At 73.6% G+C, this 14803-nt stretch carries 15 protein-coding genes; 11 read left to right on the top strand and 4 right to left on the bottom strand.

Annotated features, from left to right (window positions below):
- Positions 1-350 (top strand): histidine phosphatase family protein (locus PLP61_RS08085; RefSeq protein ID WP_324502092.1); only part of this gene is annotated, 350 nt, incomplete at its 5' end.
- 87 nt (positions 351-437) lie between these two features.
- On the opposite strand, the gene PLP61_RS08080 is transcribed toward PLP61_RS08085, so the two are convergent.
- Positions 438-1181 (bottom strand): SDR family oxidoreductase, encoded by a 744-nt coding sequence (locus tag PLP61_RS08080; protein WP_324502090.1) that lies wholly within the window; start codon positions 1179-1181, stop codon positions 438-440.
- Positions 1182-1224: 43 nt separating this feature from the next.
- On the opposite strand from PLP61_RS08080, the gene PLP61_RS08075 reads away from it, so the two are divergent.
- Positions 1225-2577 (top strand): flavin-containing monooxygenase, encoded by a 1353-nt coding sequence (locus PLP61_RS08075; protein WP_324502088.1) that lies wholly within the window; start codon positions 1225-1227, stop codon positions 2575-2577.
- Between the two features lie 3 nt (positions 2578-2580).
- On the opposite strand, the gene PLP61_RS08070 is transcribed toward PLP61_RS08075, so the two are convergent.
- A complete protein-coding gene (locus PLP61_RS08070; RefSeq protein WP_324502086.1) occupies positions 2581-3105 on the bottom strand; it encodes an RDD family protein in 525 nt (174 codons plus the stop codon).
- Between the two features lie 126 nt (positions 3106-3231).
- Here PLP61_RS08070 and PLP61_RS08065 point away from each other — a divergent pair, with 126 nt between their 5' ends.
- The 3 genes from PLP61_RS08065 to PLP61_RS08055 are packed head-to-tail and all read left to right on the top strand — an operon-like array spanning position 3232 to position 4653.
- Complete coding sequence (locus PLP61_RS08065; protein ID WP_324502084.1) at positions 3232-3666, top strand: MarR family winged helix-turn-helix transcriptional regulator; 435 nt, start codon at positions 3232-3234, stop codon at positions 3664-3666.
- A gap of 11 nt (positions 3667-3677) precedes the next feature.
- Positions 3678-4172, top strand: a complete 495-nt coding sequence (locus PLP61_RS08060) for a glutathione peroxidase (protein WP_324502083.1) — start codon at positions 3678-3680, stop codon at positions 4170-4172.
- A gap of 31 nt (positions 4173-4203) precedes the next feature.
- A complete protein-coding gene (locus PLP61_RS08055; protein ID WP_324502081.1) occupies positions 4204-4653 on the top strand; it encodes a DoxX family protein in 450 nt (149 codons plus the stop codon).
- A gap of 10 nt (positions 4654-4663) precedes the next feature.
- Here the strand turns inward: PLP61_RS08055 and PLP61_RS08050 are convergent, their stop codons facing one another.
- Both PLP61_RS08050 and hemG read right to left on the bottom strand, forming a co-directional pair.
- Positions 4664-5791 (bottom strand): TIGR04053 family radical SAM/SPASM domain-containing protein, encoded by a 1128-nt coding sequence (locus PLP61_RS08050; protein ID WP_324502079.1) that lies wholly within the window; start codon positions 5789-5791, stop codon positions 4664-4666.
- Positions 5788-7191, bottom strand: a complete 1404-nt coding sequence (gene hemG / locus PLP61_RS08045) for a protoporphyrinogen oxidase (protein ID WP_324502078.1) — start codon at positions 7189-7191, stop codon at positions 5788-5790. The genes PLP61_RS08050 and hemG overlap by 4 nt, the downstream gene beginning before the upstream one ends.
- A gap of 221 nt (positions 7192-7412) precedes the next feature.
- On the opposite strand from hemG, the gene PLP61_RS08040 reads away from it, so the two are divergent.
- From PLP61_RS08040 to PLP61_RS08015, 6 genes are all read left to right on the top strand, one after another.
- Entirely contained in the window at positions 7413-8123 is a 711-nt protein-coding gene (locus PLP61_RS08040; protein ID WP_324502076.1) for a TetR family transcriptional regulator, read from the top strand.
- A complete protein-coding gene (locus tag PLP61_RS08035) occupies positions 8120-8908 on the top strand; it encodes a TIGR03084 family metal-binding protein (RefSeq protein ID WP_324502074.1) in 789 nt (262 codons plus the stop codon). The genes PLP61_RS08040 and PLP61_RS08035 overlap by 4 nt, the downstream gene beginning before the upstream one ends.
- A complete protein-coding gene (locus PLP61_RS08030) occupies positions 8901-10667 on the top strand; it encodes an acyclic terpene utilization AtuA family protein (RefSeq protein WP_324502072.1) in 1767 nt (588 codons plus the stop codon). The genes PLP61_RS08035 and PLP61_RS08030 overlap by 8 nt, the downstream gene beginning before the upstream one ends.
- Entirely contained in the window at positions 10664-11806 is a 1143-nt protein-coding gene (locus PLP61_RS08025) for an acyl-CoA dehydrogenase family protein (RefSeq protein WP_324502070.1), read from the top strand. The genes PLP61_RS08030 and PLP61_RS08025 overlap by 4 nt, the downstream gene beginning before the upstream one ends.
- Positions 11803-13413: an acyl-CoA carboxylase subunit beta gene (locus PLP61_RS08020; protein WP_324502068.1), complete on the top strand. Its 1611-nt coding sequence runs from the start codon at positions 11803-11805 to the stop codon at positions 13411-13413. Before PLP61_RS08025 ends, PLP61_RS08020 begins: the two co-directional genes overlap by 4 nt.
- A gap of 5 nt (positions 13414-13418) precedes the next feature.
- Positions 13419-14803 (top strand): ATP-binding protein (locus PLP61_RS08015; protein WP_324502066.1); only part of this gene is annotated, 1385 nt, incomplete at its 3' end.

The raw sequence follows: 14803 nt of genomic DNA, 5'->3' as shown, positions 1-14803 counted from the left end.
TGTTCACCCGGGCCGTGGCGCACTGGGTGGCCGGCGGGCAGAGCGGGTACGCCGAGACCTACCTCGCCTTCGCCGACCGGGTCCTCGGCGCGCTCGGCCGGGCGGCCGAGCGCGCCGGACCGGGTGGGACCGTGCTGGTCTGCTCCTCCGGCGGACCGATCGCCGCGGCCCTGGCGGCCCTGCTTGAGCCCGACGCCGACCCGGTGTCGCGGGCGGGGGTGTGGCAGCGGCTGAACACGGTGGTCGTCAACGCGTCGTACTCACGGGTCATCGTGGGCGCCTCCGGACCGCGGCTGCTCACCTTCAACGAGCACCCGCACCTGGGCCCCGACCTCCTCACCTACCGCTGACCCGTCGCTGTTTGACGGCCGAGCTCACCGGTCGACGTAGATCGAGAGACGCGAGCCCCCCGGGGCGGCCGCGGCTCAACGCCCGCGTCAGAGGAGCCGTCGGTAGACCGGCAGCGGCGCGTACCGCAGCGCGAGCGACATCGGCGCCCACGGCAGGCGGGGGACGACGGCGGACGCCTTCTCCTTCTCGATCGCCTCGACGATCGCCCGCACGCCCTCCTCGGTGTCCACCATGAACCGGGTGCGGACGCCCGCGTTCATCTCCGAGGCGATGTAGCCCGGGTACACGACGGTGACCTTGATCGGGCTTCCGGCCAGCTCGACGCGCAGCCCCTCGGCGAGGTGGGCGACCCCGGCCTTCGTCGCGGCGTACGTCGCCATCGAGCGTGGCATGCCGCGCACCGCCGACACCGAGGACACCATCACCAGGTGGCCCGCGTTCTGGGCCCGAAAGACCTCCATGGCCGCCTCGGTCTGCGCCAGCGCCCCGACGAAGTTGGTCAGCGCGGTCTCCCGGTTCGCCCAGTGCTTCCCGGCGCCGAGGGGGGCACCCTTGCCCGACCCGGCGTTCACCACGACCCGGTCCAGGGAGCCGAGCGCGCCCGCGAGCTCGCCGAACACCTCGAAGACCTGCTCGTGGTCGGTGACGTCGAGCGCCCGTGCCTCCACCCGCCGGCCCGGGTCCCGGGTGAGGATCTCCGCGCGCACCTCCTCGAGCCGCTCGGTGCGCCGGGCGCACAGCGCCAGGTCGTGCCCGCGAGCCGCGAACTGCCGCGCCATCTCGGCGCCCAGCCCGCTGCTCGCGCCGGTGATCAGGATGTTCTTCCGCACGCGCCCATCCTTCCCTACGACCGACGGGTTAGAGTCCCCGACCATGTCGTCCTCCCACTCCCCGGCCACCCGGGTCTGCCTCATCGGTGCCGGAGCATCAGGCATCATCGCCGCCCAGGTGCTGGCCAGCAAGGGCATCGCCTTCGACTGCTTCGAGCTGGGCTCCGAGGTCGGCGGCAACTGGCGCTACGACAACGACAACGGGCTCAGCTCTGCCTACCGGTCGCTGCACATCAACACCTCACGCGCGGCGATGCAGTACGCCGTGTACCCGATGCCCACGACGCTCCCGGAGTACCCCAGCCACTGGCAGATCGCGGCGTACTTCGACGACTTCGTCGACCACTTCGGCCTCCGGGAGAAGATCACCTTCCGCACCGAGGTGACCCGGGTGGAGGCGACCGGGGTGGCGGCGTGCGGCACGGAGGCGGGGCGGTACGCCGTGACCATCCGTCCGCGCGACGACGGGGCGGAGGAGACCCGCCGCTACGACCACGTCCTGGTCGCCAACGGCCACCACTGGGACCCGCGCTGGCCGGAGCCGCCGTTCCCCGGCAGCGACACCTTCCCCGGGACCCAGCTGCACGCGCACCACTACCGCACCCCCGACGTGCTGACCGGCAAGCGAGTGGTGGTCCTGGGGATCGGCAACTCCGCCACCGACATCGCCGTGGAGTCCTCCCGGGTCGCCAGGGAGACCTACCTGGCCATGCGCCGCGGGGCGCACATCCTGCCGAAGTACCTCTTCGGCATCCCCACCGACCACCTCACCAGCTCACCCCTCGCGCGCGGCCCGCTGCCGGTGCAGAAGCTGGGGATGCGCGCGATCCTGCGCCTGGCTCGGGGCAAGGTCACCGACTACGGCCTGCCGAAGCCCGACCACCAGGTGCTGGAGGCGCACCCGACGATCAGCGACGACCTGCTCACCCGGCTGGGGCACGGCGACATCGTCGTGAAGCCGAACATCGCCCGCTTCGACGGCTCGGTCGTGGAGTTCACCGACGGCTCGCGGGTGGAGGCCGACGTGGTGGTCTACTGCACCGGCTACAAGGTGAGCTTCCCGTTCCTGGCCGAGACCCTGGTCACCGCCGAGGACAACCACGTCGACCTGTACCACCGGGTGGTCTCGCCCGACCACCCCGGGCTCTACTTCATCGGGCTGGTACAGCCGCTGGGGGCCGTGATGCCGCTGGCCGAGGAGCAGTCCCACTGGGTGGCCGAGCTGATCGCCGGCGAGGTGGTGCTGCCGAGCGTCCCCCGGATGCGCGCCCAGATCGCGTCGTACGACGAGGCGCTGCGCAAGCGGTACGTCGCCTCCAAGCGCCACACCATCCAGGTCGACGTGCACTCCTACACCAAGGAGCTGCGCACGGAGCGGCGTACCCAGCGGGTCTGAGGCTCAGGCCGGCGGCTGGTTGATGACGATCGTGCTGAGGATCTTGTCGGTGAGCGTCTGCCGCTTCGGCTGGTCCCAGAGCGGCCACAGGTAGTCGATGTAGCAGGCCTGGTTGATGATGCTGTGGAGGAAGTAGCGGGCCACGCAGCTGCCGACCCCGCTGGGCTGCCCGTCCTGCTCGCGCAGCGTGCGGATCCCGACCTTGCGCTTGCCGAAGGTGTAGCCGGTGCGTCCCTGGTCGAGCATGTAGTTGATGACCAGGCGCCAGATCAGCAGGACCGTGGCCACCACCGAGAGCACGATGCCCAGGGCGATCAGCCAGCCGCCGCCGTCGGCCCCCGCGCCGAGGAGGAACAGGAGCCAGGAGGCGAGGCCGACGACCAGGCCGGGCCAGAGGTACACCCAGTCCCACACCGTGGCGATGGCCCGTTGCACCCACGAGGCGTAGGCGCCGTACACCGGTTGCGCGTAGGGGTTCGGTGGGGTGGGTCCGGGGGGCGGTGCTGGCGGCGGGGTCTGGTAGGACATCGGCTTCCTCGTGGTCGGGGTCGGCGCCCTCACCCTAGCGGCCGGTGCCCCGCCCGCCGGGGACCCCGGCCAGCACCGCCCGGGGCGATTAGTTGTGCACAACTAGATTGTGTCATACTGATCGACGTGGAACCCGACCTCACCCTGGAGCACCAGCTGTGCTTCGCGCTGTACGCCGCGTCGCGAGCGGTGACCAGCACCTACCGGCCGGCGCTGGAGCCGCTCGGGCTGACCTACCCGCAGTACCTCGTGCTGCTCGTGCTGTGGGAGAGCGACGGCAGCACCGTGAGCGACCTGGGCCGCCGGCTGCACCTGGACTCCGGGACGCTGTCCCCGCTGCTGCGGCGGATGGAGTCCGGCGGCCTGCTCGAGCGGCACCGGGACTCCCCGGACGGCCGCCTGGTCACCGTGCACCTCACCGACGCCGGCCGCGCCCTGCGCGACCACGCCGAGGAGGTCCAGCGCTGCCTCTGGTCGCTGTCCACCCTGTCCCCGGCGGAGGCCCTCAGCCTCCGCGACCTGGCCCGCCGGCTCGTCGCCGAGCCGGCTCCGACCCCCTGAGAGGAACCACCATGCCCACCACGACCACCACCCTCCACGACTTCACCGTCGCCACCTCCGGGGGTGCCCCCAAGAGCCTGGGCGACTTCGCCGGGCAGGTCGTCCTCGTCGTGAACACCGCCAGCAAGTGCGGACTGACCCCGCAGTTCGAGGGGTTGCAGCGCCTCTACGACCAGTACGCCGAGCAGGGGCTGGTCGTCCTCGGCTTCCCCTGCAACCAGTTCGCCAACCAGGAGCCGGGCACGGCCGCGGAGGCCGAGGAGTTCTGCTCGCTCAACTACGGCGTCACGTTCCCGATGTTCGCCAAGGTCGACGTCAACGGCTCCGACGCCGACCCGCTGTTCGTGTGGCTGCGCTCCCAGCAGGGTGGGCTGCTGTCCGACGCGATCAAGTGGAACTTCACCAAGTTCCTCGTCGGCCGCGACGGTCGCGTGATCGCGCGCTACTCACCCACCACCGAGCCGGAGAAGCTCGCGAAGGACGTCGAGGCGGCGCTGGCCGGCTGAGCGCCGGCCCGCCCCCGACGACCGGACCTCCATGGACACCGCGTTCCTCCGCGCCCGGCCGTCGCCCGTCGGCGCGGCGCGGACGGCGCTCCGGCTGCTGCTCGGGGCGTTCCTCGCCCTGGCCGGGGTCGCCCACCTGAGCGTGGCGCGCACCGACTTCCTGGCCCAGGTGCCGGCATGGCTGCCGCTGGACCCCGACCTGGTCGTGGTGGTGTCCGGCCTCGTCGAGGTCGCGCTCGGCGTCGCGCTGGTGGCCCTGCCCCGGTGGCGGGTGCCGCTCGGCTGGCTGGCCGCGGCGTTCTTCGTGGCGGTCTTCCCCGGCAACCTCGCGCAGTACACCGAAGGGGTCGACGGCTTCGGCCTCGACACCGACCGGGCCCGGTTGGTCCGGCTGTTCTTCCAGCCGGTGCTGGTGGCGTGGGCGCTGTGGTCCACGGGCGCCTGGCGGGCGTGGCGCAGGAGCAGTCCTCGCCCGCGGTGACGGGCGGCGGTCAGGGGGCCGGCTGGTACACGCAGGCGGAGTCCTCGGCCAGCGGGTCCCCGGTGTCGGCGTACGCGCGGGCCCGGGAGCCGCCGCACAGGTCGGCGTACTCGCAGCGGCCGCACCGGCCACCGAACTCAGCGGCCCTGATCCGTCGCAGGACCGGGTGGTCGCGGTAGATCTCGGCCAGCGGCCGGTCCCGGACCGACCCGAGCCCCAGCGGCAGGAAGCCCGCCGGGTAGACCTGTCCGTCGTGCGCCACGAACACGATGCCCTTGCCGTCGCGGGTGGCGGCCGTGTGCGCGGTGGACCGGGGCTGGGGCGGCCCGAGCCGCTCCTCCAGACGGGCGCGCAGTGCGGCGTACGGCTCGCCGGGAGGTACGGCGCCCCCGGCCCGCCGCTGCACCACCACCCGCCGGAAGAACGGTGCCTCCACCGTGCGCACCGTGAACCCGTAGTGCGAGGCGTCGTAGAGGAAGTGGCACACATGCTCGTGCTCCAGCGGCGTGATCGCGCCGGTCGCCTGGCCGCGCCCCACGTGCACCAGGAAGAACACCTCCCAGATGTCGACCCCGGTGTCGGCCATGATCGCCGCGACGTCGGCCAGCTCCTCGAGGTTGCGGCGCATGACGGTGGTGTTGATCTGGACCCGCAGCCCCGCGCCGACCAGCGACCGGATCGCCGGGATCGTCTGGTCGAAGTGGCCCGGGATGCCCCGAACACCGTCGTGGGTGGCCGGTGTCGCACCGTCCAGGCTCAGGGAGACCGCCTTCACGCCCGCGTCGACCATCCGCCGGATCGCCTCCGGGGTCAGCATGGGCGTGACCGAGGGCGACATCGCGACCGGTACGCCGCGGCTCTCGGCGTGCGCGACGAGCTCGAAGACGTCCGGGCGCAGCAGGCAGTCGCCGCCGGTGAGGACCAGGATGGGGTGGGGCCGGCCGAAGCCGGCGACCTGGTCGATCAGGTCGCGCCCCTCCGCGCCGGACAGCTCGCCCGGCAGCGCGTCGGGGGTGGCCGAGGCGCGGCAGTGCCGGCAGGCGAGCTGGCAGGCCCGGGTCACCTCCCAGAACACCAGCATCGGCCGCTGCCCGAAGTCGACGGTGCGGGGCAGCGTGACCCCGGCGGGGTGACTCATGCGGGGACTCCTTCGCTGAGGCGGGCGGCGGTGGCCGAGGCCTGGGCGACGCAGCCGGCCAGACCGACCCCGCGGTACGCCGCGCCGGTGAGCGCGAGCCCGGGCAGCTCGGCGAGGGCGGCGTCGATGCGGGCCAGCCGGGCGGCGTGCCCCACGACGTACTGCGGCATCGCCTGCGGCCAGCGCTGCACCAGCTGCTCCAGTGGGGGCTCGGTGATCCCGAGCACCTCGCGCAGCTCGCCCCGGACGGCCTCGACGAGCTGGTCGTCGGTCATGCTGAGCCAGCGGGTGTCTCCGGACCGGCCGACCATGGACTTGACGAGCAGCACGTCGTGGCCGGCGAGGTGCGGCCACTTCTGCGTGAGCCAGGTGCAGCCCACGATGAGCCGGCCCTCGACCGGCGGCACCAGGAAACCGGTGCCCGGCGGCAGGTGCGCCGCCACGTCGGCCGGGAACGCCAGGGTCGCGTTGGCCACGTCGACGTAGGGGATCGCGCGCAGCTCGGCCGCCAAGGCGGGGGCCAGGTCGGCCAGCAGGTCGGCGGCGGCGTACGCCGGGGTGGCGAGCACGACCTGTCCGGTCTCGTGCGCACCGCCGTCGGTCACGACGCGCAAGCCGCTTCCGGTGCGCTCGACGCGGCGCGCGTGGACCCCGGTCTCGACCGTGCTGGGCAGGCCGTCGCGGAGGGCGGTGGTGAGCCGGCCCATGCCGCCCGCGAGCGAGACGAGTGGGGCGGTCGGGCGGCCGGTCGGTCGCGGTGCGGCCCGACGGCGGCGGCGCATGGTGAGGTAGACGCTGCGGCCCGACCGGGCCAGTGCGGCGATCTCGGGCACGGTGCTGGTGGCGCTGAGCCGGGCCGGGTCGCCCGCGTGCACCCCACCCAGCAGCGGTGTGACGAGGCGGTCGTAGACCCCCCGGCCGAAGCGGGGGCGCACCAGCTCCGCCACCGAGGGGTCCTCCGGGAGGCGGGTCGCCGGGAGTGCCAGGTCGAGGCCGGCGCGCAGGGTGTCGCGGGGGGAGAGCAGGCCCGAGCGCAGCAGCGGCACCAGCCGCTCGGGAAGGCCGAACGCCATGCCCGGGGGCAGCGGGCGCAGCCGCCCGCGCGACCAGACGTAGGCGCCGCCACCCAGCGGCTCGACGACCGCGTCGGCCAGGCCGAGGTCCTCGATCAGCTGCCGCAGCTCGGGCGCCCGCGAGAGGAACGCGTCGGGGCCGGTGTCGACCGGGTGCCCGGCCAGCGGCGTCGTACGCACCTTGCCGCCCGGCGCCTCGTCGGCCTCGAGGACCCGGAGCGTCGCCTCAGGGCCGAGAGCGCGGCGCAGGAAGTACGCCGTGGCGAGGCCGCTCACGCCACCGCCCACGACGACGACGTCGGCCCGCTCGACCCGCTGCTCGGCCATGCCCCCAGTCTGTCCCTGGGCCCGCGCTCGCCACGAATCCGGTCCCGCTCTCCGCAGGGTGGCGCTCGTCACCCCGGGCCGTCCCCGCTGGCGGCCGAGGCGGTGCGCACACTGCGACTACTGGTGCGTACGACGCACCTGGCGCGTCGTACGCACCAGTAGACCGAGCTCGGGGGCGAGCCACCCCGCTCCAAGAAAAAAGCAGTCTTGACTGTTTGTAAGTGAGCAGGCAGGCTGTCCCGGTGCAACGGACCACCCCGGTGAGCGCGGCGACCCCGGTGAGCGCGGCGACGCCGGCGACCCCGGTGAGCCCGGCGATGCCGGCGGCCGCCGTGGCACGCGTGCCCCAGGAGGAGCGCACGCGGGTGATGCGGGCCCGGCTCCTGGAGGCCACCGTGGACTGCCTGGTCGAGCACGGCTTCGGCGCGACCACCACGACGCTGGTGTCGGAGCGGGCGGGGGTCTCCCGGGGTGCGCAGCTGCACCACTTCCCCACCAAGAACGACCTGGTCGTGGCCGCCGTCGAGCACCTCACCGAGGTCCGCGGAGCCGAGCTGACCGCCCGCGCCGCCGCGCTGCCGTCCGGGCCGCACCGGACCCGGTCGGTCCTGCAGATGCTCGGCGACCACTTCACCTCCCCCGTGTTCACCGCGGCCCTCGAGCTGTGGGTCGCGGCGCGCACGGATGCCACGTTGCTGGCCGCCGTGGCCCCTCTGGAGCAGCGGGTCGGCCGGGAGACCCACCGGCTGACCGTGGACCTGCTCGGCGCCGACGAGTCCACGCCGGGGGTCCGCGAGCTGGTCCAGGCCACACTCGACCTGGTCCGCGGGCTCGGCCTGGCCAGCACGATCACCGACGACACCCGGCGCCGCGCCCGGATCCTCGACCGCTGGGCCCTCGTGCTCGACCAGACCCTGGAGGCCACCTCGTGAACGACGTGCTCGCCGCAGTCCTCGCCGACCTCGCCGCCGAGGGCGACGCACTGGAAGCCGCCGTCGCCGGGCTCGACGCGGGCCAGTGGCGGCTGCCCACCCCGGCCGAGGGCTGGGACGTGGCCACCCAGGTCGCCCACCTGGCCTGGACCGACGAGGCCGCACTGAAGGCGGCGACCGACAAGGCAGCCTGGGACGCGCTGGTCCTGGAGGCGATCGCCGACCCCGAGGGAGTGGTCGACAAGGCCGCCCTGACGGGGGGTGCGGTCCCGCCGGAGGAGCTGCTCGCGCGGTGGCGTACGGCGCGTACGGCGCTCGCCGGTGCTCTGCGCGACCACCCCGACGACGAGAAGATGCCGTGGTTCGGCCCGCCCATGTCGGCGACGTCGATGGCCACCGCCCGGTTCATGGAGACCTGGGCGCACGGCCTGGACGTGTACGACGCGCTCGGGGTGGCCCACGAGCCGACCGACCGGATCCGGCACGTGGCGCACCTCGGCGTCCGCACCCGTGGCTTCGCCTTCTCCGTGCACGGTGAGCAGGCACCCGCCGAGGAGTTCCGCGTCGAGCTCGACGCGCCCTCGGGCGAGCGGTGGGTGTGGGGCCCGGAGGACGCCGCGCAGCGGGTGAGCGGGCCGGCGTACGACTTCTGCCTCCTGGTCACCCAGCGCGTCCACCGCGCCGACACGGCACTGGTCGCGGAGGGGCCGGACGCCGCGCGCTGGCTGGAGATCGCCCAGTGCTTCGCCGGCCTCGCCGGGAAGGGGAGGTCCGCCCGTGGCTGACCAGCGCGTCCTGCGGATCGGCAACTGCTCCGGGTTCTACGGCGACCGGCTCTCCGCGATGCGCGAGCTGCTCGAGGGCGGCCCGGTCGACGTCATCACCGGGGACTACCTCGCCGAGCTCACCATGCTGATCCTGGGCAAGGACACGATGAAGGACCCGACCCTGGGCTACGCCCGGACCTTCGTGACCCAGGTCGAGCAGTCCCTGGGGCTCGCCCTCGAGCGCGGGGTCAAGATCGTCGCCAACGCCGGTGGGCTCAACCCGGCAGGGCTCGCCACACGGCTGCGGGAGGTCGCCGCCGGTCTCGGGCTCAGCCCACGGATCGCCCATGTCGAGGGCGACGACCTGCGCGCACTCGGCTTTCCCGGCGCCCTCACCGCCAACGCCTACCTGGGCGGCTTCGGCATCGCCTCGGCCCTGGCGGCCGGCGCCGACATCGTGGTCACCGGCCGGGTCACCGACGCCTCGCTGGTGGTCGGGCCCGCCGTCGCCCACTTCGGCTGGCAGCCGACGGCGTACGACGAGCTCGCCGGCGCCGTCGTCGCCGGCCACGTCATCGAGTGCGGCGCGCAGGCCACCGGCGGCAACTTCTCGGGGTTCCTCGCGCTGCCGCGGACCGGCCGGCCGCTGGGGTTCCCCGTCGCCGAGGTCGCCGCCGACGGCTCGTGCGTGATCACCAAGCACGACGGCACCGGCGGCGCGGTCACCGTCGACACCGTGACCGCGCAGCTCTTCTACGAGATCGCCTCACCGCGCTACCTCGGCCCCGACGTCACGACCCGCCTGGACACCGTCGAGGTCACCCAGGCAGGCCCGGACCGGGTCGCGGTCGCCGGCGTCCGTGGCGAGCCGCCGCCCGAGCGGCTCAAGGTGTGTGTCAACGAGCTCGGTGGGTTCCGCAACAGCGCCGAGTTCGTGCTCACCGGCCTGGACGTCCCGGCCAAGGCCGCGTGGGTGCGCGAGCAGCTCGCGCCCGCGCTCACCGCCGCGTCGGTCACCTGGACGCTCACCGACACCGCGCGTCCGGGAGCCGACACCGAGGAGGCCGCCTCGGCACGGCTGCGGTGCACGGTGATGGACCCCTCCCCCGAGAAGGTCGGCCGCGCCTTCACCGGCCCTGCCGTCGAGCTCGCGCTGGCCTCCTACCCGGGGTTCACGATGACCGCCCCACCCGCGCCCGGCACGCCGTACGGCGTCTACCGCGCCGAGTACGTCGACCGCTCGGCGGTCACCCACACGGTCGTGCACCCCGACGGCCGGCACGAGGTCATCCCCAACCCGCCGGCAGCGGAGGCGCACGGCGAGGGAGGTCCCGGCCTCGGTGGCTTGGCTTGGTCCGCCCGGAGCGAGGCACGAGCGGAGGGGGTGGATCCGGCGGTGGGACCTCCCTCGCCGGGAGTGGCCGGGGCCACCGTCACGGTGCCGCTCGGGACGTTCGTGCACGCCCGCTCCGGCGACAAGGGCGGCGACGCGAACCTCGGTCTGTGGGTAGGCCACGACGACCCGGACCGCAGGCCCGCCCGGGTGGCCTGGCTGCTCGGCGTGGTGACGCCCGAGTGGGTGCGCGAGCTGCTCCCCGAGGCGGCCGGGCTGGACGTCGAGGTGCACCCGCTGCCCAACCTGGGCGGCGTCAACGTGGTCCTGCACGGGCTGCTGGGTCTGGGGGTGGCGGCCTCCACCCGTTTCGACCCGCAGGCCAAGGGCCTGGGCGAGTGGGCCCGGTCCCGGACGGTCGAGATCCCCGAGGAGCTGCTGTGAGCACGCTGACCCCCGAGCACAAGGCGCTCCAGGAGACCGCGCGGGAGCTGGTCCGCCGCGAGGTCGCGCCGTACCTCCAGGAGTGGGAGGACGCCGGGGAGGTGCCCCGGTCGCTCCACCGGGTCGCGGCCGAGCACGGACTCCTGGGGGTCTCCTTCCCCGAGGAGGTCGGCGGTGCCGGCGGCGACCTGCTCGACTCGGTGCTGCTGCAGGAGGCCTGCTTCGAGGCGGGCGCCTCCAGCGGCCTGATGGCCGCCCTGTTCACCGGCGGGATCGCCCTGCCCCACATGGCGGCGCACGGGACACCGGAGCAGGTCGAGCGCTTCGTCCGGCCCACGCTGGCGGGCGAGACGATCGGCGCGCTGGCCGTGACCGAGCCCGAGGGCGGCTCGGACGTGGCCGGCATCCGCACCAGCGCCGTCCGCGACGGCGACCACTTCGTGGTGAACGGGTCCAAGACCTTCATCACGTCCGGGGTCCGGGCGGACTTCGTGACCACCGCGGTGCGCAGCGGCGGACCGGGCCACGAGGGCATCTCGCTGCTCGTGGTGGAGAAGGGCACCCCGGGGTTCACCGTCACGCGGTCGCTGCGCAAGATGGGCTGGCACTGCTCCGACACCGCGGAGCTGTCCTACGTCGACGTGCGGGTGCCGGTGGGCAACCTGGTCGGCCCGGAGAACGCCGGGTTCTACCTGATCGCCGAGCAGTTCGTGATCGAGCGGATCGCGCTGGCGGTGCACGGCTACGGCATCGCGGCGCGCGCGCTGGCGCTGACCGCGGCGCACTGCCGCACCCGCGACACGTTCGGGGCGCCCCTGCTCAGCCGGCAGGTGGTGCGGCACAAGCTGGTGGAGATGCGCCGGCAGGTCGAGGTCGCCCGCGCCTACACCCACGCGGTCGTCGCGCGGCACCTGGCCGGCGAGAGCGTCATCGCGGAGGCCTGTCTGGCCAAGCAGACCGCCGTGGACTGCGCGGTGGACGTCTGCGACGCCGCCGTCCAGCTGCACGGCGGCACGGGGTACATGCACGGGATCGAGGTCGAGCGGCACTACCGCGACGCCCGGATCCTGCCGATCGGAGGAGGAGCAACCGAGGTGCTGACCGACCTGGCCGCGCGACTGCTGGGGTACGCCTCATGAGCGCCGACGCCACCACCGCCCCCGTCACCGAGCCGCCCGGCCGCCGGGAGGCGATGCTCGCCAAGCTCGCCGACCTCGCGGCCGAGCAGGCCAAGGCCGTCGCCGGAGGCGGGGAGAAGTACGTCGCCCGCCACCACGCCCGCGGCAAGCTGCTGGCCCGGGAGCGGATCGAGCTGCTGATCGACGAGGGCTCGGCCTTCCTCGAGCTCTCGCCGCTGGCCGGGTGGGGCTCGGACTTCTCCGTCGGTGCCTCGCTGGTCACCGGCATCGGCGTGATCGAGGGCGTGGAGTGCCTGATCACCGCCAACGACCCGACGGTGAAGGGAGGCGCGAGCAACCCGTGGACCCTGAAGAAGGGGTTCCGGGCCGCGCAGATCGCCGAGGAGAACAACCTGCCGACCGTGTCCCTGGTGGAGTCCGGCGGCGCCGACCTGCCCACCCAGAAGGAGATCTTCATCCCGGGCGGGCGCGCCTTCCGCGACCTGACGAGGGCGAGCAAGCGCCGCCAGCCGACCATCGCGCTGGTCTTCGGCAACTCCACCGCCGGCGGGGCCTACGTGCCGGGCATGAGCGACTACACGGTGATGGTCAAGGAGCAGGCCAAGGTCTTCCTCGGCGGTCCGCCGCTGGTGAAGATGGCCACCGGCGAGGAGTCCGACGACGAGTCGCTCGGCGGCGCCGAGATGCACGCCCGGATCTCCGGGCTGGCCGACTACCTGGCCGAGGACGAGCGGGACGCGATCCGGATCGGCCGCCGGATCGTGGCCCGGCTCAACTGGCGCAAGGCGCGCCCGGAGCCGGCCTCCGCGTGGGCCGAGCCCGACGCCGACCCCGAGGGGCTGCTGGACCTGATCCCCACCGACCTGAAGGAGCCCTTCGACCCCCGCGAGGTCATCCTGCGGGTCTGCGACGGTACCGGCCCCGGCAACGCCCGCCCCTTCGACGAGTTCAAGCCGCTCTACGGGACCTCGCTGGTCACCGGCTGGGCCCGGATCCACGGCCGCCCGGTCGGCATCCTCGCCAACGCCCAGGGGGTGCTGTTCTCCGAGGAGTCCCAGAAGGCCACGCAGTTCATCCAGCTGGCCAACCAGGTCGACGTACCCCTGCTGTTCCTGCACAACACCACCGGCTACATGGTCGGCAAGGAGTACGAGCAGGGCGGCATCATCAAGCACGGGGCGCAGATGATCAACGCGGTCTCGAACTCCACCGTGCCGCACCTCTCGGTGATCCTCGGCGCCTCGTACGGCGCGGGGAACTACGGCATGAACGGCCGTGCCTACGACCCCCGGTTCCTGTTCACCTGGCCCTCGGCGAAGTCGGCGGTGATGGGGCCGGCCCAGCTCGCCGGGGTGCTCTCGATCGTGGCCCGCGCCGCCGCCGAGTCCCGCGGGCAGGAGTACGACGAGGAGGCCGACGCCGGCATGCGGGCCTTCATCGAGGCCTCGGTGGAGGAACAGTCGCTGCCGTTCTTCCTCTCCGGGATGCTCTACGACGACGGGGTGATCGACCCGCGCGACACCCGCACCGTCCTGGGCATCTGCCTCTCCGTCATCGACAACGCGCCCTTCGCCGGAGCAACCGGCTACGGCGTCTTCAGGATGTGAGCACGATGACGATCAACCGACTCCTGGTCGCCAACCGGGGCGAGATCGCCCGCCGCGTGTTCGCGACCTGCCGCCGGCTCGGGATCGAGACCGTGGCGGTGCACTCGGACGCCGACGCCGGGCTGCCGTTCGTCCGCGAGGCCGACCGCGCGGTCCGGCTCCCCGGCGACGCCCCGGCCGACACCTACCTCCGCACGGACCTGATCCTCGCGGCCGCCGCGGCGGCCGGTGCCGACGCGATCCACCCCGGCTACGGGTTCCTCTCCGAGAACGCCGACTTCGCCCGCGCCGTGCAGGCAGCCGGACTGGTCTGGGTCGGTCCCCGGCCGGAGTCGATCGAGCAGATGGGCTCGAAGGTCGAGGCGAAGAAGCTGATGGAGCAGGCCGGCGTCCCCGTCCTCACCAACCTCGCCGCCGACACCGCCACCGAGGCCGACCTGCCGCTGCTGGTCAAGGCGTCGGCGGGCGGCGGCGGACGGGGGATGCGGGTGGTGCGGGCGCTGGGCGACCTGCCCGGCGAGATCGCCGCCGCCCGGGCCGAGGCGGCCTCGGCGTTCGGCGACGGCACCGTCTTCGTGGAGCCCTACGTGGAGCACGGCCGCCACGTCGAGGTGCAGATCTGGGGCGACTTCCACGGGCGCAGCATCTCCGTGCTGGGCGCGCGCGACTGCTCGCTGCAGCGCCGCCACCAGAAGGTCGTCGAGGAGGCCCCGCCACCGGGGCTGTCGGAGGAGACCCTGGCCGCCATGTACGACGCGGCGCGCGCCGCCGGTCACGCGATCTCCTACGTCGGCGCCGGCACCGTGGAGTTCCTCGTCGATGCCCGGGACACCAGCCGGTTCTGGTTCCTGGAGATGAACACCCGCCTGCAGGTCGAGCACCCGGTGACCGAGGCGGTCACCGGCGAGGACCTGGTGGAGCTCCAGATCATCGCGGCGGAGGACCCGGCCGTCCACGGGGTGAGCGAGATCGGACGCAGCGGCCACGCGATCGAGGTCCGTCTCTACGCCGAGGACCCGGCCGCCGACTGGCAGCCGCAGAGCGGCACGCTGACGAGGTTCGACATCCCCGGGGTGACCGCACGCTTCGACCGGCTGGCCGAGCACGGCCTGCGGGTCGACGCGGGTTTCGAGGCGGGGAGCCAGGTGTCCACCCACTACGACGCGATGCTTGCCAAGGTGGTCGCCTGGGCCCCCGACCGGGCCTCCGCCGCCCGGCGGCTGGCCACCGCGCTGGCGACCGCCCGGCTGCACGGCCTGACCACCAACCGCGACCTGCTGGTGCGGGTGCTGCGCTCGCCGGAGTTCCTGTCCGGGCAGGTCAGCACCGACTTCTTCGAGCGCACCGGGCTGCCGGCCGCGCCCGAGGCCCCCGAGGCCGAGCGGATGGC

The sequence above is a fragment of the Nocardioides sp. genome, from assembly GCF_035429765.1.
In the GTDB taxonomy this organism is placed as follows: Bacteria; Actinomycetota; Actinomycetes; order Propionibacteriales; family Nocardioidaceae; genus Nocardioides.
The sequence above is the reverse complement of the archived record's forward strand: the minus strand, read 5'-3'. Positions and strand labels throughout refer to the sequence as shown.